The sequence below is a fragment of the Solibacillus sp. FSL K6-1554 genome (assembly GCF_038005185.1).
GTDB classification, from domain to species: domain Bacteria; phylum Bacillota; class Bacilli; order Bacillales_A; family Planococcaceae; genus Solibacillus; species Solibacillus silvestris.
Map to the genome: position 1 here is coordinate 2617106 of NZ_JBBOSS010000001.1, position 25647 is coordinate 2642752.

At 39.9% G+C, this 25647-nt stretch carries 23 protein-coding genes; 4 read left to right on the plus strand and 19 right to left on the minus strand.

Features of this window, described 5'->3' with window-relative positions:
- Positions 1-669, plus strand: a complete 669-nt coding sequence (gene yeiL / locus MHB58_RS13060; protein WP_008407661.1) for a transcriptional regulator YeiL — start codon at positions 1-3, stop codon at positions 667-669.
- Between the two features lie 54 nt (positions 670-723).
- Here yeiL and MHB58_RS13065 read toward each other — a convergent pair whose 3' ends face one another.
- The gene (locus tag MHB58_RS13065; RefSeq protein ID WP_340735383.1) at positions 724-1935 is read right to left on the minus strand and encodes a NupC/NupG family nucleoside CNT transporter; all 1212 of its coding nucleotides are present in this window, start codon (positions 1933-1935) and stop codon (positions 724-726) included.
- A 335-nt stretch (positions 1936-2270) separates the two neighbouring features.
- Positions 2271-4766 (minus strand): SF1B family DNA helicase RecD2, encoded by a 2496-nt coding sequence (gene recD2, locus MHB58_RS13070; RefSeq protein WP_061550155.1) that lies wholly within the window; start codon positions 4764-4766, stop codon positions 2271-2273.
- A 162-nt stretch (positions 4767-4928) separates the two neighbouring features.
- Between recD2 and hisA the strand changes: the two genes are divergently transcribed.
- Entirely contained in the window at positions 4929-5690 is a 762-nt protein-coding gene (gene hisA, locus MHB58_RS13075) for a phosphoribosylformimino-5-aminoimidazole carboxamide ribotide isomerase (protein ID WP_008407668.1), read from the plus strand.
- 97 nt (positions 5691-5787) lie between these two features.
- On the opposite strand, the gene MHB58_RS13080 is transcribed toward hisA, so the two are convergent.
- The 9 genes from MHB58_RS13080 to MHB58_RS13120 form a co-directional block, all read right to left on the minus strand.
- Positions 5788-6681: a manganese catalase family protein gene (locus tag MHB58_RS13080; RefSeq protein ID WP_008407669.1), complete on the minus strand. Its 894-nt coding sequence runs from the start codon at positions 6679-6681 to the stop codon at positions 5788-5790.
- Between the two features lie 65 nt (positions 6682-6746).
- Positions 6747-6953: a YuzF family protein gene (locus MHB58_RS13085; RefSeq protein WP_231918654.1), complete on the minus strand. Its 207-nt coding sequence runs from the start codon at positions 6951-6953 to the stop codon at positions 6747-6749.
- Between the two features lie 70 nt (positions 6954-7023).
- Positions 7024-7470, minus strand: coding sequence for a D-aminoacyl-tRNA deacylase (gene dtd / locus MHB58_RS13090; protein WP_008407671.1), 447 nt, complete (start codon positions 7468-7470; stop codon positions 7024-7026).
- Positions 7471-7492: 22 nt separating this feature from the next.
- Entirely contained in the window at positions 7493-9688 is a 2196-nt protein-coding gene (locus MHB58_RS13095; protein ID WP_008407672.1) for a RelA/SpoT family protein, read from the minus strand.
- A 197-nt stretch (positions 9689-9885) separates the two neighbouring features.
- Positions 9886-10398 (minus strand): adenine phosphoribosyltransferase, encoded by a 513-nt coding sequence (locus tag MHB58_RS13100; RefSeq protein ID WP_008407673.1) that lies wholly within the window; start codon positions 10396-10398, stop codon positions 9886-9888.
- 16 nt (positions 10399-10414) lie between these two features.
- Positions 10415-12736 carry a single-stranded-DNA-specific exonuclease RecJ gene (gene recJ / locus MHB58_RS13105; RefSeq protein ID WP_340735384.1) on the minus strand — a complete coding sequence of 774 codons (2322 nt, stop codon included), beginning with the start codon at positions 12734-12736 and terminating at the stop codon, positions 10415-10417.
- Between the two features lie 218 nt (positions 12737-12954).
- Positions 12955-13320, minus strand: coding sequence for a LapA family protein (locus MHB58_RS13110; RefSeq protein ID WP_340735385.1), 366 nt, complete (start codon positions 13318-13320; stop codon positions 12955-12957).
- A 106-nt stretch (positions 13321-13426) separates the two neighbouring features.
- Positions 13427-15700, minus strand: coding sequence for a protein translocase subunit SecDF (gene secDF / locus MHB58_RS13115; RefSeq protein WP_340735386.1), 2274 nt, complete (start codon positions 15698-15700; stop codon positions 13427-13429).
- A 215-nt stretch (positions 15701-15915) separates the two neighbouring features.
- Positions 15916-16224 (minus strand): post-transcriptional regulator, encoded by a 309-nt coding sequence (locus MHB58_RS13120; RefSeq protein ID WP_008407679.1) that lies wholly within the window; start codon positions 16222-16224, stop codon positions 15916-15918.
- 132 nt (positions 16225-16356) lie between these two features.
- Here MHB58_RS13120 and MHB58_RS13125 point away from each other — a divergent pair, with 132 nt between their 5' ends.
- Positions 16357-17826, plus strand: a complete 1470-nt coding sequence (locus MHB58_RS13125) for a putative polysaccharide biosynthesis protein (RefSeq protein ID WP_340735387.1) — start codon at positions 16357-16359, stop codon at positions 17824-17826.
- Here the strand turns inward: MHB58_RS13125 and MHB58_RS13130 are convergent.
- From MHB58_RS13130 to MHB58_RS13165, 8 genes are all read right to left on the minus strand, one after another.
- Complete coding sequence (locus MHB58_RS13130) at positions 17806-18447, minus strand: DUF421 domain-containing protein (RefSeq protein ID WP_014823350.1); 642 nt, start codon at positions 18445-18447, stop codon at positions 17806-17808. The genes MHB58_RS13125 and MHB58_RS13130 overlap by 21 nt on opposite strands.
- A gap of 97 nt (positions 18448-18544) precedes the next feature.
- Positions 18545-18805 carry a preprotein translocase subunit YajC gene (yajC, locus tag MHB58_RS13135; RefSeq protein WP_014823349.1) on the minus strand — a complete coding sequence of 87 codons (261 nt, stop codon included), beginning with the start codon at positions 18803-18805 and terminating at the stop codon, positions 18545-18547.
- A gap of 128 nt (positions 18806-18933) precedes the next feature.
- Positions 18934-20091, minus strand: a complete 1158-nt coding sequence (gene tgt, locus MHB58_RS13140) for a tRNA guanosine(34) transglycosylase Tgt (RefSeq protein ID WP_014823348.1) — start codon at positions 20089-20091, stop codon at positions 18934-18936.
- Positions 20092-20207: 116 nt separating this feature from the next.
- On the minus strand, positions 20208-21245 hold the full coding sequence (queA, locus tag MHB58_RS13145; protein WP_340735388.1) for a tRNA preQ1(34) S-adenosylmethionine ribosyltransferase-isomerase QueA: 1038 nt from the start codon (positions 21243-21245) through the stop codon (positions 20208-20210).
- A 15-nt stretch (positions 21246-21260) separates the two neighbouring features.
- Positions 21261-22265: a Holliday junction branch migration DNA helicase RuvB gene (gene ruvB / locus MHB58_RS13150; RefSeq protein WP_340735389.1), complete on the minus strand. Its 1005-nt coding sequence runs from the start codon at positions 22263-22265 to the stop codon at positions 21261-21263.
- A 15-nt stretch (positions 22266-22280) separates the two neighbouring features.
- Entirely contained in the window at positions 22281-22901 is a 621-nt protein-coding gene (gene ruvA, locus MHB58_RS13155; RefSeq protein ID WP_008405232.1) for a Holliday junction branch migration protein RuvA, read from the minus strand.
- Between the two features lie 152 nt (positions 22902-23053).
- Positions 23054-23836 (minus strand): phosphotransferase, encoded by a 783-nt coding sequence (locus MHB58_RS13160; protein ID WP_008405230.1) that lies wholly within the window; start codon positions 23834-23836, stop codon positions 23054-23056.
- A 50-nt stretch (positions 23837-23886) separates the two neighbouring features.
- Positions 23887-24969 carry a LysM peptidoglycan-binding domain-containing protein gene (locus MHB58_RS13165; protein WP_340735390.1) on the minus strand — a complete coding sequence of 361 codons (1083 nt, stop codon included), beginning with the start codon at positions 24967-24969 and terminating at the stop codon, positions 23887-23889.
- 124 nt (positions 24970-25093) lie between these two features.
- Between MHB58_RS13165 and MHB58_RS13170 the strand changes: the two genes are divergently transcribed.
- A complete protein-coding gene (locus tag MHB58_RS13170) occupies positions 25094-25621 on the plus strand; it encodes a transcription repressor NadR (RefSeq protein ID WP_014823343.1) in 528 nt (175 codons plus the stop codon).
- The last annotated feature ends 26 nt before the right edge of the window (positions 25622-25647 follow it).

Consider the following 25647-nt stretch of genomic DNA (forward strand, 5'->3'; position numbering starts at 1 on the left):
TTGAGAAAGTTACCAATAGATGAAAGTCTCCCCTATATCGAACAATACCCGATTTCCCAATATTTTTCGTTTGACATTGTCCCATATATCAATGTGTACGAATTCGACAAAGGGGAATTTATTTTCCATGAGCACTCTTTCCCCGACTATTTATATTACATGGTCGAAGGGAAAGCTAAATTATATATTACCCATAAAAACGGGAAAATTTCGCTCATCGATTTTATTACAGCCCCAACGTTTATGGGGGAAATGGAGCTCCTAAACGCCGAACGCTATTCAAAAGGCATTCAAACTTTGTCAAAGTCGGTATGTTTTGCGATTGCGATTCAGGAAGTGAAGGAAAAATTATTGACAGATCCTGTTTTCCTAAAAATGCTCTGTCTATTTTTAAGTCATAAAGCAACAACAGCAACAACAAAATATACGCAAAACCAGGCCTATCCTTTGGAAAACCGGTTAGCTTCATTCATTTTACTATCGTCGGATCAACAATTCTATAAAGAAAAACATACTGAAGTCTGTGATTACTTAGGTGTATCATATCGCCACCTGCTTTTTGTCCTTGCACAATTCAGCGAGGCAGGCTATATTACGAAGCAAAATCGCGGGTATATCCTGACAAATCGTTCCGAACTAGAAAAACTGGCAGCAGAAATTTCGTACTAAAAAAGACTGCGCTAAAAATAATTTTTAGCACAGTCTCTTGAATACTGAATGATATTAAATAAACATACCAGCAATTGCAGCTGATAATAATGATGCCAATGTTCCTGCAGCAACCGCTTTAATCGCAAGCTGTGCAATCATTGGACGTTTATCCGGTGCCATACCACCTAAACCACCGATTAAAATACCCATTGAACTTAAGTTTGCAAAACCACAAAGCGCAAACGAAATAATGATGGCTGTTTTGTCCGATAGCTCGCCGATAACCGGACCGAAGTTAGAGAAGGCAACAAATTCATTTAAAATTAATTTTTGACCGATAAACGAACCTGCACGTACTGCTTCATCCCAAGGTACACCGATTAAAAATGCTAGTGGAGCAAATACATAACCTAAAATACCTTCAAGTGTTACATTTTCAAAACCGAACCATCCTGTGATACCGCCTAAAATACCGTTTAATAAGGCAATTAATGCGATGAAACTTAATAGCATTGCTCCAACATTTACTGCTAATTTCAAACCGTCAGAAGCACCAACAGCCGCTGCATCAATAACGTTTGTCGCTTCAGAATTACGCTCTAATTTAAAGTCATCTTCATTTACTTCTTCTGTTTCAGGAATCATTAACTTTGCCATTACCAATCCTGCTGGTGCAGCCATGAAACTTGCTGCCAATAAGTATTCAAGCGGAACACCTAATAAAGAATATCCGATTAATACTGAACCTGAAACCGATGCAAGTCCACCTGTCATAACCGCGAACATTTGTGATCTTGTCATTTTATTTAAAAATGGACGAATAACAAGCGGGGCTTCAGTTTGTCCAACGAAAATATTAGCAGCAGCATTCACTGATTCTGCTTTTGTCGTACCTAATACTTTTGATAAGAAACCACCGATAATCTTAATGACAAATTGCATAATCCCTAAGTAATAAAGGACAGAGATTAAAGATGAGAAGAAAATAATAATTGTTAATACGCTCATCGCGAATACAAATCCGACATTATCCGGATCTGCTAAACCGCCAAATACAAAGACAATCCCTTCATTGGCATAACTAACCAGCTTCTGTACACCATCAGAAAGTTGCATAAGCTTCTCACGGCCAAAAGACCACTTTAATACGATAAATGCAAAAATCAATTGGACAATTAATCCTGAAATAATAATTCTCCATTGAATTGCTTTACGGTTACTAGATAACCCGATGGCAATCGCTACGACTCCCAGAATACCTATGATTCCCCATACGAAATCCATGTATGTGCACCTTCTCCTTTAGTTTTGAAAACCTTTTCATTTTGTAATAACTGACATCCAACTTCGGACGTCATATAAGTTTTTTTTCATACTAACATACCCATAGAAATAATATTAATTAATAGTTTCTTTTAAAAGTTCTGATTTTTCAGCAAAAAGTTATCATTTTTTTAGTATGTCCCGTTTTGTTTCAAACTTTTATTATATTTTAAAAACATTTTCCCTGTACACGTGAACATAAACTCATCATTTTTTAAAATTTATCCTAGATAGTACTTTTCCATAAATAAAAAAACTAGCCATTCCCATTCAATGATGAACGGAAATGGCTAGTACTATTCTTCGTTGAAATCATACGGCGATATATTTGCCATACCAATTAATGGGTGAATATATGGTGCTGTTTCTGCCGTTAAGTGATTTGGCAGGGATTCCCCGATCTTATGTGAAGCCGAAACATTCAAGAGACCGAGCTGCTCTGATGAAGGAATTTGTTTCACTTCACTTACAGACGCCTTTTTCTCTTCCAACTCCGGTGTCGCTTCCATCTTTTCTTCAGCAACAAATTCTGAATTTAAACGTGCCTTCAATGTTGTTAAGCGTGTTAAATCATCTGTTTTTGCTAAACCGCTCGCCAGTACATCCGGCTCACCACATAATATTAAAAAGTTTTTAGCACGTGTAATACCCGTATACAGTAAATTTCTTCGAAGCATTTTCGAATAGCCGCGAACAATCGGCATAATGACCGTTTGAAATTCAGAGCCTTGCGATTTATGGATCGAACAGCAATAGGCCAATGTAATCTGATTTAAATCAGCACGCTGATATGTTACTTCGATCCCATCATAGCTGACGATAAGCAAATCCTGCTTTTCCACTGTTTCCTTTGCACGGATGATGGAAATTACTTCTCCCATATCCCCGTTGAATACATTATTATCCGGCTGATTCACTAGCTGCAGCACTTTGTCCCCTATACGATAAATCGTATCACCAAAAACAAGTTCTTTTCTCGTCCCATCATTCGGATTGACAAGCTGCTGGATTTCTTTATTTAAATTATCGATGCCTGCAGGTCCTTTGTACATTGGCGCCAATACTTGAATATCTCGAATTGCCTGTCCCTTCGCAAGTGCACCTTTTACAATCTGTGTGACAACACTCGTTACTTGTGCGGCTCCAGCTTGTATAAACGAGCGGTCCGTTGTTTTTGCAGTCAACGTATCCGGAACTTTGCCTTTTTTGATTTGGTGGGCCATCTCGATAATTGTAGAACCTTCCGCTTGACGGTATATATCTGTTAATTCGACAGTCGGAATTTGTTTGGATGCAAGCAAATCCTTTAAGACTTGCCCTGGACCGACAGGCGGTAACTGATCTTGATCCCCTACAAAAACGACTTGAACATCTTCATGCAATGCTTTTAACAGTTGATGTGCCAGCCATGTATCAACCATCGACATCTCATCGATAATAATGAGACGACCTACGACTTCACGCTCTGTTTCTTCATCCTTTTCCTGACCATTAAAGCCTAACAGCCTGTGTATTGTCATAGCAGGTAAGCCAGTCGATTCCGCCAGTCTTTTCGCTGCACGTCCTGTTGGGGCTGCAAGGACAATGGGAAACGGTTCCTCTTTTTCAGCATATGTTTTTGGATTTAATGATAACCCGTGAAGTTCCGCATATACTTCCACCAAACCTCGTACAACGGTTGTTTTTCCCGTGCCGGGTCCTCCTGTTAAAATCATGACGGCAGAATTGATTGCCGTTTCAATCGCCTGTGCCTGTGTTGGCGCATACGTCACATCATATTGTTCTTCAATATCGCCAATTGCTTTTCGGATTTCATCTTTCGTAAAACTTTCAGCTGTTTTGTTTTTTTCTTTCAGTTCATTGATCTTACTTGCAATACCCACTTCACTAAAATAGAGTGACGGTAAGTACATGCGTGTTTCCTCGCCGCAAATTTTCGATTCCTCACGCATATCGATTGCCGCTTTCGAAATCGCTTCATACGGGATTTCGATGCGCTGACTTTGTTCAAGCATATCTTTAACCATTGGAAGTACCATTTCCGCATCCAAATAAACATGTCCTTCTGATAATGCGGCATTTGTCAGTACATGGAAAATGGCAGCCTTTATTCGATCCGGGTGATTTCCCGTAATACCCAGCTTCGCACCAAGTTCATCGGCACGTATAAAACCGACCCCTTCCACTTCCTCGATTAAACGGTAAGGGTTTTCTGTCAGTAACTGAATTGTTTCTTCCCGATAAGCCTGGTAAATTTTCATCCCAAGCTGTGGCCCAAAGCCCCAATCATTCAGCCGCACCATCACCCGTTCCAGTCCAAGGTTTTCCTCGATCGTTTGGCGAATATGTAATTTTTTTTCAGCAGATAACCGGGGAACAGCATCGAGTGCTGACGGATCTTCCAGTATTTTCGTAAGAGCATCCATACCGAGCTTTTCTACAATTGTCTCTGCCGTTTTTCTGCCCACACCTGAAAATAGATCACTTGATAAATAATGGACGATTCCTTGCTCGGTTGTCGGCACTTCTTTTTCAAATGTATCAATTTGAAATTGCATCCCGTATTTCGGATGACTTTTTAACTGCCCTGTAAAGCGGTATTGTTCATCATTGACTAATTGCGGGAAGTAGCCAACAATGATGATTTCTTTTTCGTCATACTGAATGTTTGTTTCTTGAATTTTGACACGAACAATGGAGTACATATTCGTTGCATTATGAAAAATTGTTACAATCGGTCGACCTAAAATAAAGAGCTTATTTACGTCAAACAAATTTAGATTTTCCGCCATTTCCATGCCACGCTTTCTAATAAATTGTAAGCCCATTTTATCATACCGATTAAAGCATGTCCTACAATAATGCAAAGAAGCCATTACGTCTGATTTTTCTATTAATTTAGTACGCTAAAATGTTATGATGATAATAGAATGTTAGAGAAAGTAGTGACGAACATGAATTTTAGACCTTGTATTGACTTACACGATGGAAAAGTAAAGCAAATTGTCGGAAGTACACTTGGCTACGAAAATAAAGAAGTGGTTGAAAATTTCACTTCTGACCAAGGCGCCTCGTATTACGCTTCATTATTTCTGCAAAACAAACTGACGGGCGGACATGTCATCATGCTTGGTCCCGGCAATGAAGAAGCGGCAATTTCTGCTTTACAAACTTACCCGAACGGTCTTCAAATAGGTGGCGGTATTACGGCCGACAATGCACAAAAATATATTGATGCTGGTGCTTCACATGTAATTGTGACATCATATATTTTCCATGACGGCCAGCTTGATATGGACCGGCTGGAACAATTAGTAAAAAAAATCGGTAAAGAAAAACTTGTCCTGGATCTGAGCTGTCGGAAACGTGAGGGTAAATGGTATGTTGTCACTGACAAATGGACAAAATTCAGCGACTTTGAAGTTAATGCGCAGTCAATTAAAGTAATCGAAGAATATTGTGACGAGCTGCTCATCCACGCGGTTGATGTAGAGGGAAAACGCAGTGGCATGCAGGAGGATTTAGTACGTGACTTGGCTGAATGGACATCGATTCCGACAACGTATGCTGGCGGTGTGCGTTCAATTGACGATTTGAAAAAGTTCGAATCACTTTCAAATGGAAAATTGCATGTTACAATCGGCAGCGCCCTTTCTATTTTCGGCGGTGACCTCGACTTCCAAACAGTAGTGAACTATTGCGAAGGTATTGAATAGCCTAAAAAGATAAAGATTTTTCAATGAATACGGTAAGAAACGGATATTTTAAACAGCGAACACCCATCTTTCTCTCAGAGAAAAATGGGTGTTTGTATTACATATTGAACATAAGACGTTTCGCGATCATCTGGAACTCTTCCGGACCGATACCCGGTGCAAACTCTTCCGGCAATTCATCTAAATCCGGCATTTTTGCACCTTTTGGCGTGCCCTCTTCAACAATGAGTGGTGCATTCGTTGTCGGATGTGTCCCTTTCCATATTTTATTAATATCCTGGTAATCCCCTACGTAATTCCACGTAAACAACACATTTCCATAACCACGTTCTTCGTATTTTCTTGCATGGTCAAATACATGATTGTCAAGGCTAGGGATTGGAAGCATCCGAGTTACATCCACACCTGTCGCCATTTCCAGTGCTTTTGCATAGGCAACTACATGTGTCCCGCCACGCACCAGTAAATAGCCGATCATTTCACGGGCTGTCGGATGATCCGTCATCTCATATACCCGCATTTTATGTGTCCGCGCGCCACACTCCAAGAAGAAATTATGCAGTAAATCGAGCACTAAATTCCCGCTCGTAAACACATATTCCCCATTCCATGGCTTACCCATCGAATCAACAGGTAAAGCTGTCTGTGCAGAAGCGATAAAGCTTTGCGTATTGCGCATATTTTTAGCGTTCATCATCGGTGCCAGATTCGGGTTTCCGGAAAACGTCGTATCTTTGCTTAGTAAATTGATTGTCGTCGCTACGAGCTCCACATGTCCAAACTCTTCTGCTGTAATACTCGCAACTAAATCGTAAAATGGTTTTAATTTCTTTTTACCACGGAAATTGAATGACTGATACATATAGTTATTCAAAGTCGACATTTCGCCAAACTTACCGCCTAGTAATTCCTGTACTGCACTTGCAGCATTTGCGTCTCCATATTCAACCTGTGGTAAATCAATAAGTAATCGATTGACGCGTTGAAACAATAAAGCACCCCCTAATTGTCATTGTAAGCTTATGACGATTATGGAGTGCGTAGACCTCATTCATTTTATTTTTTTAAAAACGGCATGATCGAGACTATTTTATCGATACGAATATAGAACGGTGTCTGGCAAACATCAAGCACAATATAGTCCGGACAGATTGCTGCCAATATCCCTTGCTGAACACGATTCCCTTCTTGCTGAACGGCAACCATTTGCCCTAAATAATTTTGGATCGCTTCTAGCCAGTACGCGTTCGGATATGCGTTCATTTGAACCAAAAAATCACTCCTTTGTATGCATACTGTACAATATGCGAAAAAGGAGTGATCCGTTCATCGATTATTTACCTTTAGACTCAATCGTGATTGTTACAGGACCATCATTAATAAGCGCGACATCCATCATTGCACCAAAAATACCTGTTTCAACATGTAAACCATTTGCCTTTAATTGTTCGTTAAATGCTTCCCATAACGGCTTTGCTTGTTCCGGTCTTGCCGCTTCAACAAAACTTGGTCGCTTCCCTTTTCGAGTATCGGCATATAGTGTAAATTGGGAGATTGATAAAATGTCGCCGCCTGCTTCAGCAATGGAACGATTCATCTTGCCGTCCTCATCTTCCCAAATACGCAAGTCGGTAATTTTTTTCGCTACATATGCGATATCCTCTTCTGTATCACTATGTGTAATGCCCACTAGCAGTACATAGCCTTTTTGAATAGCACCTGTTACTTGTCCATCGACTGTAACAGATGCCTGTTTTGAACGTTGTAATATTACGCGCATCTTTTCCCCTACTATCTATTGATTAATTAATTACACGCTGAACCGAATAAATATCCGGTAGCTGTTTAATTTTTTCGACAACACGATGTAGTCCTGAAATATTGGTGATGGCAATCGTTAAATGAATCGTGGCAATTTTTTCACGATCCGCACGGCCTGTAACTGCCAATATATTGGTTTTCGCTTCACTGACAGCATGCATAACATCATTTAAAATTCCTGGACGGTCGAATGCAGAAATCTCGATATCTACTGGGTAGTCTTTCCGGATTTGTGTGCCGTCATTTTCCCATTCCACTTCAATTAGACGCTCCAGGTTTCCATCATCTTGGATGTTCGGACAATCTGCACGGTGTACTGAAACACCACGACCTTTCGTAATAAAGCCGACAATATCATCACCTGGTACCGGAGTACAGCAACGTGATAAACGAATTAATAAATTATCGATTCCTTTAACTATAACACCTGATTCCGTCCGTTTTTTCGGTGTCGGGTTATTCATGCTTTTAACGATTTTTTCGAGCGCTTCTTCCTGTTCACGCTCTTTGCGCATTTTTTCTGCCAGACGATTGACGATCTGCTGAGCCGTTATTCCGCCTACGCCTACAGCTGCATATAAATCATCTTCATGTGTATAGTTGAATTTTTCAATAACCCGTTTAATATTTTCAGTTGTTAAGACTTCCTTCATATCAAACTCCTGAGCCTTAATTTCTTTTTCAACGAGTTCTTTCCCTTTAACAACACTCTCTTCACGCACATGCTTTTTGAAAAATTGCTTAATTTTGTTTTTCGCCTGCGAACTTTGGGCAATCTTGATCCAGTCTCGGCTCGGGCCGAATGATTGTTTCGATGTTAAAACTTCTACAATATCCCCAGTTTTTAAAGGCGTATCAAGCGGTACCATTTTACCGTTTACTTTTGCACCAATTGTTTTATTCCCGACTTCCGAGTGAACGCGGTAAGCAAAGTCGATCGGCACAGAACCGGACGGAAGCTCAATAACGTCCCCTTTTGGCGAGAATACATATACCATGTCCGAGAATAAATCGAATTTCAGCGATTCCATAAATTCTGCTGCATTCGACGATTCATTTTGGAACTCCAGAATTTCACGGAACCAAGTCAGCTTTTGATCAATTGTTTCAGCATTTTGTTCAACGGTTTTGCCTTCTTTATAAGCCCAGTGTGCGGCGATACCAAACTCCGCTATTTTATGCATTTCCTTCGTACGGATCTGCACCTCAAGCGGATCCCCATATGGTCCGATGACAGTTGTATGTAGGGATTGGTAAAGATTTTGCTTTGGCATCGCAATATAATCTTTAAAACGTCCCGGCATTGGCTTCCATAATGTATGGATAATCCCGATTACCGCGTAGCAATCTTTAATACTATCGACTAAAATACGTACAGCCAGTAAATCATAAATTTCATTAAACTGCTTTTTTTGAAGGACCATTTTGCGATATATGCTGTATAAATGTTTCGGACGCCCAAAGATATCCGCTTCAATTTCCACTTCTTTCAGCTGGGAATTGATTTCGTCCATCACGTTATCCAAATAAGCTTCCCGTTCATCACGCTTTTTCTTCATCAAGCTGACGATCCGGTAGTACTGCTGCGGATTTAAATAGCGTAATGCCGTATCCTCCAGCTCCCACTTCACTTTCGAAATTCCTAATCTGTGTGCTAATGGTGCGAAAATTTCAAGTGTTTCCTGTGAAATGCGGCGTTGTTTTTCAGCAGGCAAGTGCTTTAATGTCCGCATATTGTGTAGACGGTCTGCCAGCTTAATTAAAATCACCCGGATATCCTGAGCCATTGCGACGAACATTTTTCGGTGGTTTTCAGCCTGCTGCTCTTCTTTTGACATGTATTTAATTTTCCCAAGCTTCGTTACCCCGTCCACAAGCTTGGCTACTTCTTCACTAAACTCGTTTACTAGATCTTCGCGTGTCACTTCCGTGTCTTCCACGACATCATGCAAAAATCCTGCTGCCACTGTTTCAGGATCCATCTGCAGCTCAGCCAAAATACCCGCCACTTGTACCGGGTGAATAATATATGGTTCTCCTGAGCTGCGGAATTGCTCTTTATGTGCTTCTTTCGCTACCTCATATGCTTTAACAACAAAGGTAACATGTTCTTCGTTCATATAAGATTTGACGAGCTCGAAAACATCTTCGGGCGCCAATATTTGTTCTTTCGCCATTATGAGTCCACCTGTTCTTTCTATTTTCGCTTTAAGTATAAGTTCAATTGTATAAAAGATATCTACTAAATGTAAAGGCACGTGGGCATTTAGTTTTGCAGAAAGTCGAAATTTGTAGAATTATTGAACAGCTTCTAGTATAGAACTCATTGAAAAAAAAACTATCCCGCAAAGTTTTTGCAGGATAGTTCAGTGAATTAATATTGAATTAAAGTTTTAATTGGAATATTGTTGATTTTGTTACGGCCATTCAATTCTGTAAGTTCGATAATGAATGCTGCACCTACTACTTCGCCGCCTAATTGTTCGATTAAGCGAACTGTTGCTTCAACTGTACCGCCTGTTGCAAGCAAATCATCACAGATTAAAACTTTTTGACCAGGCTTCACAGCATCTTTATGCATTGTTAATGTGTCTGTACCATATTCCAATCCATAATCTGCAGAGATGACTTCACGTGGAAGTTTTCCTGGTTTACGAACTGGTGCGAAACCGATTTCCAATGCATAGGCTACAGGACAACCAATAATAAATCCGCGTGCTTCCGGACCTACGATGATTTCAGCGCCAACTTCCTTCGCATATTTTACAATTTCATCAGTCGCATATTTATATGCAGGACCATTATCCATGATTGTTGTAATATCTTTAAAGCTGATGCCCTCTTTCGGCCAATTTTCAACTGTTGTTACGTATTGTTTTAAATCCATTCTTCCTATGTCCTCCTCAAGAACTCAATCGTTCATTAAACCATTGCTTGAGTTCGCTGTATGTGGCATATACCAGCTTTTGCTCAAGTTCGATTTGTTGTGAACGCAATTTATATGACGTTGCTTCGGATAATGCTTTTTTCGGTGCATTTTCGTTTACTGTCGTCAAACCATTCTCTATTGTAACAAATCCTAGCTCAAAAAACACTTTTGTCATAAATTTAATTACTTCTATATTTAGTCCGATATGTTCGGATAATTGTCGAATATGTTCTTTCAAGTTAAAAGCCGGACGTTTTTTCAGGAATCCATAATACCATTTAAAGTGTTCCCTTGTCGGCATACCATTAAAATACGCTGATTGGTCTGTATATAAATGTGCATAGATTCGTTCAATTTGAACGTCTTGCAGTAATTTTTCCAATGCGGCTACATTTTCCGGCAAATCGAGCAATACGATATTTTTGTGCAGTTTATCGGTTTCCGTTTCAATTGTGAAATTAATAATTTCTTTCGGAATTTCCTGTTCAAAGTGAAGTTTTGTCTGTTGGGAAAAAGCAATAAAATCAGTTTTTTCCACATGAATTTTAGCAAGCCAGTTTGCAGTCTTGCTTTTCCCACGGTAATCGTACAGCTGCCATTCATTAACCCGAACATCCTGAATCATGAATTGCGGTTTTTTATTCCCCTGCCATTCATTGATTTGCAAATCACCAACCAATGATAATGCAACACCATATGAAATTTCATCATGTAAAAAACCTTTATTGAACCCAATTGCATCAAGAGTACGATACGGATCTTCCAATTCCATTTTCAGATGATTTTCACCGGAACCGATTTTGCGCATCGATTTTACTTTTACATCCTGAATCCCAAAAACCGGCTTCGGAAATTCTGTACCAAATGGAGCCAATTGTCGCAGTTCTTCAATCGCCTCAACGGTAATTTCACTTAGCTCTATCGGAACATCAATTTGCATGTTTTGCACAAGCTGCTCTTCTGTTAAACAAAGTTTGGCCTGTTCGTTTAACCGGGTACGTAATGATGCCACATGTTCAATCGGTAACGTCATCCCAGCTGCCATTGGATGGCCGCCGAAATGTGGTAAAATATCACGGTTTTTTGCCAACTCATTGAACAGATGGAAGCCTTCAATACTTCTTGCAGAACCCTTTGCAATCCCTTTTTCATGATTAAGGGAAAGAACGATTGTCGGACGGTAATATTTTTCGACTAATCGCGATGCAACGATTCCGACAACACCTGGATTCCAGCCTTCCCCTGCTACGACTAGAACAAGGGAATCTTTTAATGAAGCATCATCTTCAATCATAGCCATTGCTTCATTTGTAATGTCTTCCACAATTTTTTTCCGTTCAGTATTTTTATCATTCAATTGGGTAGCCAGTGTATTTGCCTGAAGCGGGTCTTCGCTCATTAAAAAGTGTACTCCCGGTTCGGCACTGCCTAGTCGTCCGATTGCATTCAGGCGGGGGCCAAAATAAAAGCCAACAGTTTCTTCATTGATGTCTTTCTTGTTTGCCCCTGATGCATCGCAAATGGCCTTTACCCAAGGATTTGGAGACTGCTTTAACGCCTGTAGACCGCGCTGTACTAAATAGCGATTTTCGCCAACGAGCGGCACTAAATCGGCAATCGTCCCCACTGCCACATATTCAAATAGATGATCAGGCAACTCGCCGTACAATGCATGTGCCAATTTAAAGGCTACCCCTACCCCTGCGAGTTCTCCAAACGGATAATGACCTTCTGGCACACGCGGATGGATGATGACGTTGGCATCCGGTAAAATATTACCCGCTTCATGGTGATCGGTAATAATCACATCCATACCAAGCTCTCTTGCCATTTTTACTTGTTCAATCCCGCTTATCCCATTATCGACCGTAATAATTAAATTTACGCCATCTTCATAAGCTTTTTTGAAAAGTTCTTCATTCGGTCCATATCCATGAATAAACCGATCCGGAATGACAAAACTGACATCTGCCCCCAGATCAAGTAAAGCATTTAGCAGCACAGTTGTACTTGTAATACCGTCCGCGTCGTAATCACCATATACCAGAATCTTTTCTCCATTATCCAATGCCTGTTCAATGCGCATAACTGCGTCTTCCATTCCAGCCATTAAATATGGATCATGATACTGGGTTTCATCAATTTTCAGTAATGGTTTTGCCTCTTCTATCGATGCGCAACCACGTGCAATTAAAATTTTTGCTGCAATCGTTGAAATATTCAGCTGTTCACTGAATTGTTTTACTAGCTGCTCATCTTGCTTTGTTATTGTCCATACTTTTTGTGACTGTATCATATATATTCACTTCCTCACGCAGTTCATTATAACGGAAATCTATCATGTTTCCCAAAGTTTCTTCTGATATTACCAGAAATATTGATACGGAAATTTAATAAGTCTGCTAGTTAAAATGACCATACGTTTTCTTAAATGAATCTATTAAACAATAAAAAAGCTATTTGGAACGATGTTCACGTTTCAAATAGCTTCTAAAAATCAGCATCACATATTATCTACTCTTTCTGAATTTTATCGCCGCCCGAAATTTCTTCGGTTATAAATTTGGAAGCACCCTGTTCCCGAAGCTCATTTTTCAGTCGGATAATCTCTGCATCTTTTTCATTAATCAGTACTTGTGCTGCTTCAAGATCTTTTCGAACTGCTTTCATCTGCCTTTTCCCTCCGTACATACGGAATGCCGAAAAACAAAAACTGATGATAAAACCGATTAATACCGACCCTAAAATAACTAATATCAAAGGCCAGCGTGCTTCTCCAAAGACATAATTAACCTGTACGCTATCCACATTAACTGTAGCAAAAATGGCAATAATAAGAGCAAAAATAAGTCCAACTACCAATGTCCATTGAATTTTCATAATGAACCTCCTCTCACGTCTTACTTTAAAAATTTATTCCTTTTTTTCAGTGAGGGTAAACAAAAACCGCATAATTTGCCCGAAAGCAATTACGCGGTTCATATATTTATACTTGTGGCTCGTCTGAACCCCATTGTTTTTTCTCTTTTTTCACAACAGAAGTACCTTTCTTGTCCATTTCACGGCATTTCAGTGAATACCAAACTTGTGCCGCGATACAGATTGAAGAGTAAATCCCTGTAACTAACCCGATTAACAGAGCAATCGAGAAGTTTTGAATTGATGGAGCACCTAGGAAAATAAGTGCAATAACTACAATAATAACCGTCAATACTGTATTTACAGAACGTCCCATCGTTTGACGAAGTGATTTGTTGACAATCAATGCCAGCTCTTCTTTCGTCGTAATTTCTTCGTGACGGTCAATATTTTCACGGATCCGGTCAAACGTGACAATTGTATCGTTAATCGAATAACCGACAATTGTTAATACCGCAGCGATAAACGTAATATCTACCTCTAGACGCAGCATACTGAAAATAACAATAATGAAGAATACATCATGCAGTAAAGAAACAATCGCCCCTAGACCCATACGCCATTCAAAGCGGACTGCTACATAGATAATGATACCAAGTGCCGCCAGTGCCAATGCATACATCGCATTTTTCGCCAGTTCTTTTCCGACAGTAGCCGATACTGTACTTAAGCTTGGTTCATGTCCGTATTTTTCATTTACCTGCTCTTTAAAATCAAGTACTTGCTGTTGAGAGAAGTCATCTTTATACCGCATTACGGCGATTGTTTGATTATCGCCTGAAATAACAACATCCTCGTTTGCAAAACCGATTTCGTCCAGATAATCCTTCACTTCTTCTTGAACCAGCGCTGTATCAGATTTAATCTCTACACGCGTACCACTTGAGAAATCGATTCCTAAATTCAGTTTGAATATACCAAGAACAACAATCCCTGCAACTAAAATGATTGTAGATATCGCATAGAATTTTTTACGGTTTCCAACGAAGTCCAATTTATCAAATTTCGTTGTTAAATCCAATGAAGTAATTCCTTCATCAATTGAATGCTGTTTTGATCTGCTAATTCCGAACCATGCCGGATTATTGAAGTAACCGCTGTTTACAAGAAGACCCTGCAATACGCGGGAACCCCATACAGCTGTTACAAACGATAGTAAAATCGAAATAATTAATGTCGTTGCAAACCCTTTAACTGAACTTGTCCCGTAGTAGAACAATACGGCAGCAGCAAGTAAAGTTGTCAATTGCGCATCAATGATTGCTGATAGTGATTGTTTTGAACCTAATTTATATGCGTCTTTTACTGAATGGCCAACACGCAGTTCTTCACGAATACGCTCAGCTGTTAAAATATTTGCATCAACGGCCATCCCGATCCCTAATACGATCGCGGCGATACCCGGTAATGTTAATACAGCATTAATACCATTAAAGACGATTAACACTAAATATGTGAATACCGATAATGTAATAATAGAAATAAACCCTGGTAAACGATAGTAAAACAGCATGAACAGGAAGATTAAAAGTACGCCGACTACTCCTGCGAATACTGTATCATTTAAAGCATCTTCACCGAATTGTGCCCCAACCGATGTTGAATAAATCTCCGTTAACTTAACAGGTAATGAACCTGCATTAAGTATAGATGCAAAGTTTTTCGTTTCATCTACTGTGAAGTTACCAGAAATCATAACATCTGTTGTATTTAATACTTGAGTAACAGAGGCTGCAGAAACAAATTTTTGCTCTTCGGGTGGCTTTTTGCTTTCTTCAGCGTAAGAATCTACGCCTTCTTCAAAGTCCAGCCAAACAACTAATAAGTTATTCGGTGCGCCCATGCTCATGACTTTTTGCGTCACTTCTGCGAATTTCGCCGCATCTTTCAATGTTAAAGTTACAATTGGCTGGTTTTGCTGATCAAATGAAGGCGATGCGCCACCTTCCTTTAAATCTGTCCCATCGAGTAAAATATTATCATTTACATCACGGAAAGTTAAATTCGCTGTACTCGATAATAGCTCTCGAGCAGAATCCTGATCAGCTAAACCTGCAAGCTGTACACGAATACGGTCTTCCCCTTCAATTTGAATGCTTGGCTCACTAACCCCGAATTCATTAATACGATTATCTAATGCCGTAGTCGTATCTGCCAATACATCTTGGGTAATCTTTTGTCCATCAACAAGTGATTCCACTTCATAAAGTACTTCAAATCCACCTTGAAGGTCCAATCCAAGTTTTACATCGTTTAAAACCTTCTCTACCGTTGTGCCCATCCCTGTAAATAGCAATGCTACGACAAGAACGAACGTAATGATACGGTTTGCTAATTTCATTAAAAAATCCTCCTCAATATCACACGAAACGCGGTGTGATGTAAAACGTAAAAATTACCATCCACAAACTATGTATTCATTTCAATAATTTTCTGAATCACTTTTCAAAAATAACAATCCGATAGTTTGAAAAGCACAACACTCTCATTATGAAACAGCTTATGGAAACTGTCAAATTATTACTAGATAATTTATTATATTATTCTTATTTTTCCCTACTCTTTAAGCGGATGGAACAAACCTTGCAGCTCTTCATTGGAAAGCTTTAAGTTCAATTCATTGCGCTTAAAATCCTTTATTTGCATATAGCTTAACACTTCCGAAGCAGTTGCACCGAAAATGCCGGCTGTCAGCTCATGCAATCGCATATTTTGCACATCTCTTTTGCGCCACACCTTATCAATGCAATATTTCCATAAATCTTGTTCTGTTATCGAATCATATCCATAGTAATGAAATTCCTCGATTTTGTTCGTCAATATAAGCTGTACCTTCTCGTAAAGGCCGAAAAATGGAATTTGCATGTCGATCACTCCTGAACTTAGGTTTTAACTGCGATTACTACTGCATACTTTATTGTATATGAATGAAATTAAATTGAGAAGGGAGAAAGTAGAAGTTATTTGGGCTCATTTCTAAAAGGAACATTATTTTTAATGTTTGTCATATTTATTTCAAAATGTCTCGGGTTTATGTACAGAATGCAGTTTATGCGTATTGCCGGGGAGGAAGCGGTCGGACTCTATATGACGGCTTACCCGACATTTATATTTTTCATCTCGCTAATTCAATTAGGTATTCCGATTGCCATCTCTAAGCTGATTGCCGAATACCACGCGAAACGGAAAACGGAACATGTCACATCGGTAATGAAAACTGCAATCAAAATTTCGGCTATATCAATTATTTTATTTAGCCCATTCATTTATTTTGCTATTCCGTATATCGCAAAAGTGCTTTTACATAATGAAAACCTTATTTTCACTCTTTATATTAGCCTTTTCACAATTCCGATCGTTATCTTTTCAAGCTTAATAAAAGCATATTTACAAGGTTTAGCGAAAATTGCACCAACTGCGTGGGCACAGCTTCTTGAGCAGCTTGTACGAATTGGTCTCATTGTCGTATTATTGCCGTACTTCATTTCAGAGTCGCCTGCATTGACGGCAGCAGCCGCTATGGGAATAACAGCGATTGGTGAAGTTTTTTCATTACTGTTTTTAGCGATCTTTTATAAACGCTCGAGTAGAATGTTCAAAAAGGGTTCAACAGGCACTTCCTTTACAAAGCCGATTTTTAATATTGCACTGCCTTCAGCGGGCAGTAAATTGTTTGGTACCTTTACATGGTTTTTGGAACCAATCATTTTCTTAAAAGCACTGACGGTTTCAGGATTGGCTGCAGGCGCGGCAACTACATTGTACGGGATCATCTCAGGTGTGCATATACCATTACTCTTGTTTCCGGCTTTCATTCCTGCTGCATTGGCAATTGTACTCATTCCTGCCGTTAGTAGCGCACTAGCCAGCAATAATTACCCGTTGCTGAATAAACGCATTACACATTCATTACGACTATCTTCTTTAATTGGCTGTATGGCCGCTACAGTGTTTTTCATACACGGCGATGAGTTGACTATGGTACTGTTCCATCTTGAGGAAAATCGTGGCTATATGAAAATATTGGCTCCTATTTTTTATTTTTATTATATACAGAGTCCGCTTCATTCCATCTTACAAGCACTAGATGAAGCACAGGCTGCCATGATGAATTCCATCTATGGAGGAATAGGGAAACTATTTTTACTGTTTTTCCTTGCCTCACAACCCGCCATTCAGGAAAAAGGCGCGATTATCGCTATAGGCTTTGGCGTATTGATTACGTCCTTCTTACACATCGCTTCTATTAGACAGCAGAAAAAGATTAATGTAGGTTTCCGCTTCTTCGTTCTGCCATATGGTATTTTCATCCTTACTTGTTTTGTACAGCCGATCATTGCTGCCGGAATGCCGCTTATCTTAAGCGTTGCAATTACGATTGGGTTTGTCTTGCTGTTACTGTTCATTACAAAACAAATCCGTTTTAACGATTTCCATTATCTTCGTTCAATATTTTCGCGCTCGTAATTGGACAAACCACTTTCCGTCTTCATAACTGCAGTAGAATATATCGCGTATATTGGGATAACCGTTTACCAATAATTCATGAACGAGCCATTTTTCATCTTTACCAATAATTTTTAAATGTCTTTTATCAACATAGCCATCCAAAATGAGTGGTAAAATAAATCCGCCCTGATCTTTTTGGTAAATCGATAGCTTTCCGGATTGCTCCAAAAAAGCGTAGGCAACATCCTGCACAGAGCATACTCCCTGTTCACGTAATTGCTGGAGTAAATCGTCGAGATTGTAGCGCTGCTTTTTCATTTCCGCTTCACAAATATATCCGTCGCGGATAACAAGCGACGGATCGCCTTCAATGAAGTCGCGCAGTTTTTTATTTTTTAATATGAGCCAGGAGTTTAAGTATTGAATCAGAAACAATAAAATAATAGGCAAAATGGCTTTAAAGAACTGCCTGTCATAATCGTCCAAGGCAATTGCAGCTACTTCAGCCATCAATACGAATATTGCCAAATCCACAATACTGAGCTCACCAACTTCACGCTTGCCCATAAGGCGGAAAACAACTAGTAAAATAACATATAAAACAATTGTTCGAAATATAATTAATGTATAATCTTCCAATTGATTCACCTCTCATACAATAGCTTGTTCGAAATTGCATGAAAAATACAAAAAAGCTTGTGGAAAATTAAACTCCACAAGCTTTTTTATGTAACGTTTAAACCGATTCTACACGGCCAATTGCTTGGCGTTCGAATTTTAAACGTGTATTTCCGTCAACTATTAAATAGACAGTCGTATCTTCAATTGCATCTACTTCTCCGTGTAAGCCACCTACAGTAACTACTTTATCACCACGTTTTAAGCTGTTTTGCATTGTAGCAGTTGCTTTTTGACGTTTTTGTGCCGGACGAATTAAAATGAACCACATCGCAACGAACATTACGATAATCGGTAAAAATTGTACTAAACCTTCCATTTTCAAATTGCCCCCTTTCTCTATCTCTTTCTCACTTACCTAGTATAGTATAGAATTGCAGGTTTTTGCGCAAAAAACTCTTTTTTTTCTCAAAAAATTATATGGAATTTCGAATTTCGAACATATTTTTAGAAATTTTTAGCATTCGGTTTATTGTAACCGTACTTCTCAAAGAACTCTTCTTTGAAATCGCCTAAACGGTCTTCGCGGATTGCCTGGCGTACATCTTCCATTAATTTAATAAGGAAGCGTAAGTTATGGTATGACGTTAAACGTAAACCGAACGTTTCTTCTGTACGCAATAAATGACGCACATACGCGCGTGTATAGTTTTTACATGTGTAGCAATCGCAATTTTCATCGATTGGCGTAAAGTCTTTTGCATATTTCGCATTTTTGATGACCATACGTCCTTCAGATGTCATCAATGTACCGTTACGTGCAATACGTGTTGGTAATACACAGTCGAACATATCGATGCCGCGCATTGCTCCATCGATTAAAGAGTCCGGTGAACCGACACCCATTAAATAGCGTGGTTTATCTGCCGGCATCATTGGAGCAGTAAATTCCAATACTTTATTCATAATATCTTTCGGCTCACCAACTGATAAACCGCCGATTGCATAACCAGGGAAATCGAGCTCTACTAATGCTTCAGCCGATTTACGGCGCAGCTCTTCATATTCCCCGCCTTGAATAATACCGAACAGCCCTTGCTCTTCCGGGCGTTGATGTGCTTCTTTACAGCGTTTTGCCCAACGTGTTGTGCGGTCAACAGATGCTTCCATGTATTCGTATGTTGCCGGGAAAGGCGGACATTCATCAAATGCCATCATAATATCAGAACCTAAGTCGTTTTGGATTTCCATCGCTTTTTCCGGTGATAAAAACAGCTTGTCGCCATTTAGATGGTTTCGGAAATAAACGCCTTCTTCTTCGATTTTACGGAACTTAGATAATGAGAACACTTGGAAACCGCCTGAATCAGTTAGAATTGGACGATCCCAGTTCATAAATTTATGCAGTCCACCTGCTTCTTTCACGATATCATTCCCCGGGCGCAACCATAGGTGATATGTGTTAGACAGAATAATACCAGCATTCATTTCTTTTAATTCTTCAGGGCTCATTGCTTTTACTGTCGCTTGTGTACCAACTGGCATAAATGTTGGTGTTTCAAAGGAACCGTGTGGTGTATGGACAATACCTAAACGCGCACCTGTCTGTGCACATGTTTTAATCAATTCATAACGAATTGGTGGTTGTTTTGTTGTTTCAGTCATATAAAAAAATCCTCTCGTTTCTAAAGTAAATACAGTACTTCGAATGAAAACACCTACTAAGTTTAGTAGGTGTTGCACAAATTATTATTGTATATAGGTTTTTGTTTAATTGCAAATTACTTAGCCGGACGGATAAACATGGCATCGCCAAAGCTGAAGAAACGGTATTTTTCTTTAACGGCTTGTTCATAAGCGTTCATAATTGTTTCTTTCGAAGCGAGTGCGCTGACAAGCATCACTAATGTTGACTTCGGTAAATGGAAGTTTGTAATCAGGCCGTCGATTGCTTTATATTCATAGCCCGGATAAATGAAAATATTTGTCCAACCATGAGAAGCGACAATTTTACCGTCATTTTTCGATGCAACTGTTTCAAGAGTACGGGTTGAAGTTGTCCCTACCGAAATAACTTTGCCTCCAGCTTGTTTGACACGTTCAATTACAGCCGCTGCCTCTTCTGACACACTGTAAAATTCAGAGTGCATATCATGGTCCTCAATCGAATCCACACTGACAGGTCGGAATGTACCAAGTCCCACATGCAGTGTAATAAATACGACTTCAACACCCTTTGCTTTAATTGCTTCAAGTAATGGCTGTGTAAAATGAAGGCCAGCTGTTGGTGCTGCTGCAGAACCACGCTCTTTCGCATAAACCGTTTGATAACGATCTTGGTCTTCCAACTTTTCACGAATATATGGCGGTAATGGCATTTCACCCAGTTGGTCTAAAATTTCATAAAAAATCCCGTCATATGTGAATTTAAAAGTACGGCCACCGTGATCCAGTTCACCTGTGCAAGTCGCAGTCAACAACCCATCACCAAATGTAACGACTGTGCCTGTTTTAACACGTTTTGCAGGTTTTACTAACGTCTCCCACTCATCGTCATTTGTCTGTTTTAACAGCAACAATTCAATGTTCGCGCCAGTATCTGCTTTGACACCCATTAAGCGTGCAGGTAATACACGCGTATCATTTAGTACAAGGCAATCCCCTGCATTTAACTCATCTAAAATATGACCGAATGTGTGATGCTCGACTTCCAATGAGTTCGGATTTACTACCATTAAACGACTCGCTGTACGATCCAATAATGGTATTTGGGCAATTAATTCCTCTGGTAAATAAAAATCAAAATCTTCTACTTTCACGTTCAAAACTTCCTTCTATTCTTTTTGTGTCTGCGGATAACCGAAATGGTCGTAACAAAGATTTGTCGCGATTCGGCCACGTGGTGTTCGTTGAATAAATCCGATTTGCAATAAATATGGTTCATATACATCTTCAATCGTAATACGCTCTTCTCCGATCGATGCCGCTAACGCATCCAATCCGACAGGACCTCCGCCAAATCGTTCAATCATTGACTGCATCAATTTATGATCGATATGATCAAGTCCTCGTGGATCAACTTGCAGCAGTTCGAGTGCCTGTTCCGCCAAACTTGTGGAAACAATGCCATCTGCCAATACTTGTGCATAGTCACGGACACGTTTTAACAATCGATTTGCGATACGAGGTGTCCCTCGGGATCTGCGGGCAATTTCAAATGCCGCATGCTTATCCAGCACAACACCAAACAATTCACCGGAACGGATAACAATTTCGGCTAATGACTGCTCATCATAATATTCCAGTCGCGATAAAACACCAAAACGGTCACGAAGCGGTGCAGATAAAGCACCTGCTCTCGTTGTTGCACCAACGAGTGTAAATGGCGGCAACTCCAATCGGATCGAACGGGCTTCAGGACCTTTTCCGACTACGATATCCAGACAGAAATCTTCCATCGCAGAATAAAGCACTTCTTCAATCGCTCTTGGCAGGCGATGGATTTCATCGATAAAAAGCACATCCCCTGCTTCAAGAGAGCTTAAAATCGCTGCTAAATCACCAGGTCGCTCAATCGCAGGACCGCTTGTCATCTTTACATTTACATCCATCTCGTTCGCTATGACAATCGCTAACGTCGTCTTCCCTAAACCAGGTGGACCATAAAGGAGAACATGGTCAAGACTTTCCTGACGTAGCTTAGCGGCTTCGATAAATATTTTCAGGTTTTCTTTCACTTTATCTTGGCCTATGTATTGCGCTAAACGTTGCGGTCTTAAAGAAAGCTCAAACTGCTGCTCGGCATCTGTTGCTTCACCAGAAAGTACACGGTCTGACATGCTTCTCACTCCTTTTTATTTCAATTTCAACAACAGCTTCAATGCCTGTTTAATATAGGCGTCTGTCGTCGTTAACTTATCATCTTCACTTAATTGCGGTCTGATTTTGTCTAATTCCTTTTCTGAATAGCCTAATGCGACAAGTGCCAGCATCGCTTCCTGCAATTCATGTTCATTCGGATTCACTCCAAACAATGGCAGCTCATTTTCTGCACTTGGTAACTCGACGTGATCAAGTAGCATGTCCAGCTTCCCTTTTAGATCGAGAATCATTTGACGCGCTGTTTTTTTCCCGACGCCCGGGAAACGGATTAAAAATGCTTCATCTTCCATTTCAATTGCCTGAATGACTGAAGTCGGATTACCGCTCGCTAAAATAGCAAGCGCGCCTTTTGGACCAATGCCTGATACTTGAATTAGCTTTTTAAATAATTCACGCTGCTCCAAACTATTGAACCCGTATAAATTTTGGGCATCTTCACGCACTTGCAAGGATACATATATTTGCTGTTCGCTTGCAGATGTACGGAATGCAAATGGATTTGGCGTATACAGCATCCAGCCAATGCCTTGTTGCTCTAATACAATATACTCGGGTGTAACCCTTGTAACCTGTCCTTTTAAATAATCATACATCGTTTTATCCCTCACATTTCTCGCTCTATTATAGCATAAGAGTTGTGAATTACCGAACGTATGTTGGTTCAAAAAGAAAAGACCGTCCTTTAAGACAGCCTTTAATAGTTTATCATATTCTTCTCCATCTAACATCGATTATAAACTGCCAATTACTTTTGCAATGTATCGATCTGTCTTGCAAAAGAATCGTAATTTTTCATCCAGTCATAAACAATCGATTGAATAAACGGATAGCAGGAAAGCTTTTGACGGTCGCTGAGTTTCAGATAAAACAGACATTCCCTTAATATTTCATTCGGGAAAAACAGATAATGAAGCTTTTCCTGCGCTTTATGCAAATAATGGTGGTCATTTACAAGCGGTTGTATTTCATACTGAACATGCGGCAATACGCGATGAAGCCATAAAATAATTTCATCTGAGGCTTCCCCTAAAGAAGCTAAATCAAAATCAATAAGTTTCACGTCTTCACCACGTAGCATCACATTATGATGAACAACATCCCCATGTAAAATCGTTTGCTTTTCACTCGGAACTGTTATTTGAGCCATTAAACCTAAGGCATAGGAAGCATGGTTGACTAAAATATCATAATTGCTTTTTAATAAACGTCTTAGTTCTCTTTCATGATGGATAAAACGCTCAAATCTCCTCTTCCACTTCTCCTCTAATCGATATGTGGACAAGATGCCTGTTTCCGCCCAAGGAATGACTTCACATGTTTCATGCAGTTTTTCGATTGCATGCAGGGAAAGCTGCTGATGTTCAAACCGTTTATACTCCGCACTTTTCCCTTCAAACCAAAACTGCTTTAATATATGCGGCTCTTCATTTTCTACAAGTGGAATATGATATGGAAATTGTATATTTTCAAGCTCTCGATGAATCGCTTTAACTTTCTGCGCCACAAAACCATTCTCGTAGTACTTCATAAAAAAGGACCCTTTATGTGTATCCCACTTCCAGCAATTCTCTTTAATTACTATTGACATGACTTAGGCGGATGTGGCATTTGGTGCATTTGGGGCATCGTATTTGCTGGATATGGCATCATGTGCTGCATTGAATTTTCTTGATATGGCATCATGTGTGGGTAACAAGGGTTTGGTTGACGCATCATGTGGTCAATTTCTTCATAATACTGGTGCACTAGGTGATCTTTATCATGGCAATGATCTTTCTTTAATGAAGACTCATCATTAAAAATCGGCTGCATTTGCATTTGCATCGGCATCGACATCGGCATTGGCTCCATGTACATATTTGGTTGCATTTGCATCGGGGATTCCATTGCCATTTGGTTACATTTTGAACATCCATGCATTTGAGGCATCGGCATTGGATGCATGTGCATTGGCATTGATTGCATGTGCATCGGAGATTCCATTGCCATTTGATGACATTTTGAACATACTGGCATTTGTGGCATCGGCATTGGCATTGGCATTGGCATGTGGTGACATGTTGGACACACAGGCATTTGCGGCATCGGCATTGGCATTGGCATCGGCTGAATATAGTGTGGTTGTTCGATAAAAATCGGTTGCTGTGGTTGCTGCGGAGGTTGTTGAATAACCGGTTGCTGTGGCAATGGCATTGGTTGCGGTGCTGTCACCGTATTTTCAAATGTCGGCTGAACATGTACATGTGTTTGCCAGTTTGGCATTGGCATTGGCATTGGCATTGGCATTGGCATCGGCTGTGGTGCCGGTGGCTGGAAATAAATATCCCCTTGCCAAATCGGCTTTTGCGGCTGTGGCATAGGCATAGGGGCCGGTGTTGGTACAGGCACTGGTGCCGGCTTAACGATATGCTCTTTCTTCGGTGCTGGAGCTGGTGCAGGCATTTGTACCGGCTGCTCTTTAACAGATTTCGGCTGTTCCTTCACAGGTTGCCGCATTTCTTTTTTCGCTGTCGTGTCCGGTAAATAAATTTCCATCCCCGGAACAATATAATCAGGGTTTGCTAAATGGGCATTTAATCGCTTTAATTCATCAAAGCCAACCGCGTATTGCTTCGCGATTTTCCACAAAGTGTCTCCCTTTTGAACAATATGAACGCGCACTTCTTTCCTCCTTTTCTCGTAATAGCATATGCACAAATTGTGCTATTGCCACAATGTTCACGCTTAGCAAGCGGTAAATATGATAAGATGAAAAGGAACTGGTATGCTAATTGAGGTGAATATATTGAAAAAATTATTAGGTGAAGAACGGCGTTTGGAACTGCTTGCATTGTTAAAAACGGCTGAACAGCCAATGACAGGTACAGATTTGGCGAAGCGTACAAATGTTTCAAGACAAGTCATCGTCAATGATATGAATTTATTGAAAGCACGAAATGAACCGATTGTAGCAACAAGCCAAGGGTATATTTATATGCACAATGTCCAGCAAACACGCCTTCAACGAAAAATTGTATGTATGCACAATCCAAATGAGGCAAAAGAAGAACTTTTCATATTGGTCGACTGTGGGGTTATGGTCGAAAGCGTTATAGTCGAGCATCCGGTATACGGAGAAATTACCGCTTCGATTATGGTATCAAACCGCTTGGAAGTGGAGCATTTTGTAAAACGCGTCCAAGAAACTAATGCCCTTTATCTTTCTGCATTAACGGACGGTACACACTTACATGTCATTAGCTCGACTTCTGAAGAAAGCTTGAATCTGGCAGAAGAGAAATTACGTCAGCGCGGGTTTTTAATTGAAAACTAAGATAAAACAGCTTATTCAAAAGACAC

What these genes read in the sequence shown, in the direction of transcription:
- MHB58_RS13065 (WP_340735383.1), bottom strand. Translation starts at nt 1,935, where the DNA reads ATGGATTTCGTATGGGGAATCATAGGTATTCTGGGAGTCGTAGCGATT.
- recD2 (WP_061550155.1), bottom strand. Translation starts at nt 4,766, where the DNA reads ATGGCGGAAAATCTAAATTTGTTTGACGTAAATAAGCTCTTTATTTTA.
- hisA (WP_008407668.1), top strand. Translation starts at nt 4,929, where the DNA reads ATGAATTTTAGACCTTGTATTGACTTACACGATGGAAAAGTAAAGCAA.
- MHB58_RS13085 (WP_231918654.1), bottom strand. Translation starts at nt 6,953, where the DNA reads ATGAACGCATATCCGAACGCGTACTGGCTAGAAGCGATCCAAAATTAT.
- dtd (WP_008407671.1), bottom strand. Translation starts at nt 7,470, where the DNA reads ATGCGCGTAATATTACAACGTTCAAAACAGGCATCTGTTACAGTCGAT.
- MHB58_RS13095 (WP_008407672.1), bottom strand. Translation starts at nt 9,688, where the DNA reads ATGGCGAAAGAACAAATATTGGCGCCCGAAGATGTTTTCGAGCTCGTC.
- MHB58_RS13100 (WP_008407673.1), bottom strand. Translation starts at nt 10,398, where the DNA reads ATGGATTTAAAACAATACGTAACAACAGTTGAAAATTGGCCGAAAGAG.
- recJ (WP_340735384.1), bottom strand. Translation starts at nt 12,736, where the DNA reads ATGATACAGTCACAAAAAGTATGGACAATAACAAAGCAAGATGAGCAG.
- MHB58_RS13110 (WP_340735385.1), bottom strand. Translation starts at nt 13,320, where the DNA reads ATGAAAATTCAATGGACATTGGTAGTTGGACTTATTTTTGCTCTTATT.
- secDF (WP_340735386.1), bottom strand. Translation starts at nt 15,700, where the DNA reads ATGAAATTAGCAAACCGTATCATTACGTTCGTTCTTGTCGTAGCATTG.
- MHB58_RS13120 (WP_008407679.1), bottom strand. Translation starts at nt 16,224, where the DNA reads ATGCAAATTCCATTTTTCGGCCTTTACGAGAAGGTACAGCTTATATTG.
- MHB58_RS13125 (WP_340735387.1), top strand. Translation starts at nt 16,357, where the DNA reads ATGTTTGTCATATTTATTTCAAAATGTCTCGGGTTTATGTACAGAATG.
- yajC (WP_014823349.1), bottom strand. Translation starts at nt 18,805, where the DNA reads ATGGAAGGTTTAGTACAATTTTTACCGATTATCGTAATGTTCGTTGCG.
- tgt (WP_014823348.1), bottom strand. Translation starts at nt 20,091, where the DNA reads ATGACTGAAACAACAAAACAACCACCAATTCGTTATGAATTGATTAAA.
- ruvB (WP_340735389.1), bottom strand. Translation starts at nt 22,265, where the DNA reads ATGTCAGACCGTGTACTTTCTGGTGAAGCAACAGATGCCGAGCAGCAG.
- ruvA (WP_008405232.1), bottom strand. Translation starts at nt 22,901, where the DNA reads ATGTATGATTATTTAAAAGGACAGGTTACAAGGGTTACACCCGAGTAT.
- MHB58_RS13160 (WP_008405230.1), bottom strand. Translation starts at nt 23,836, where the DNA reads ATGAAGTACTACGAGAATGGTTTTGTGGCGCAGAAAGTTAAAGCGATT.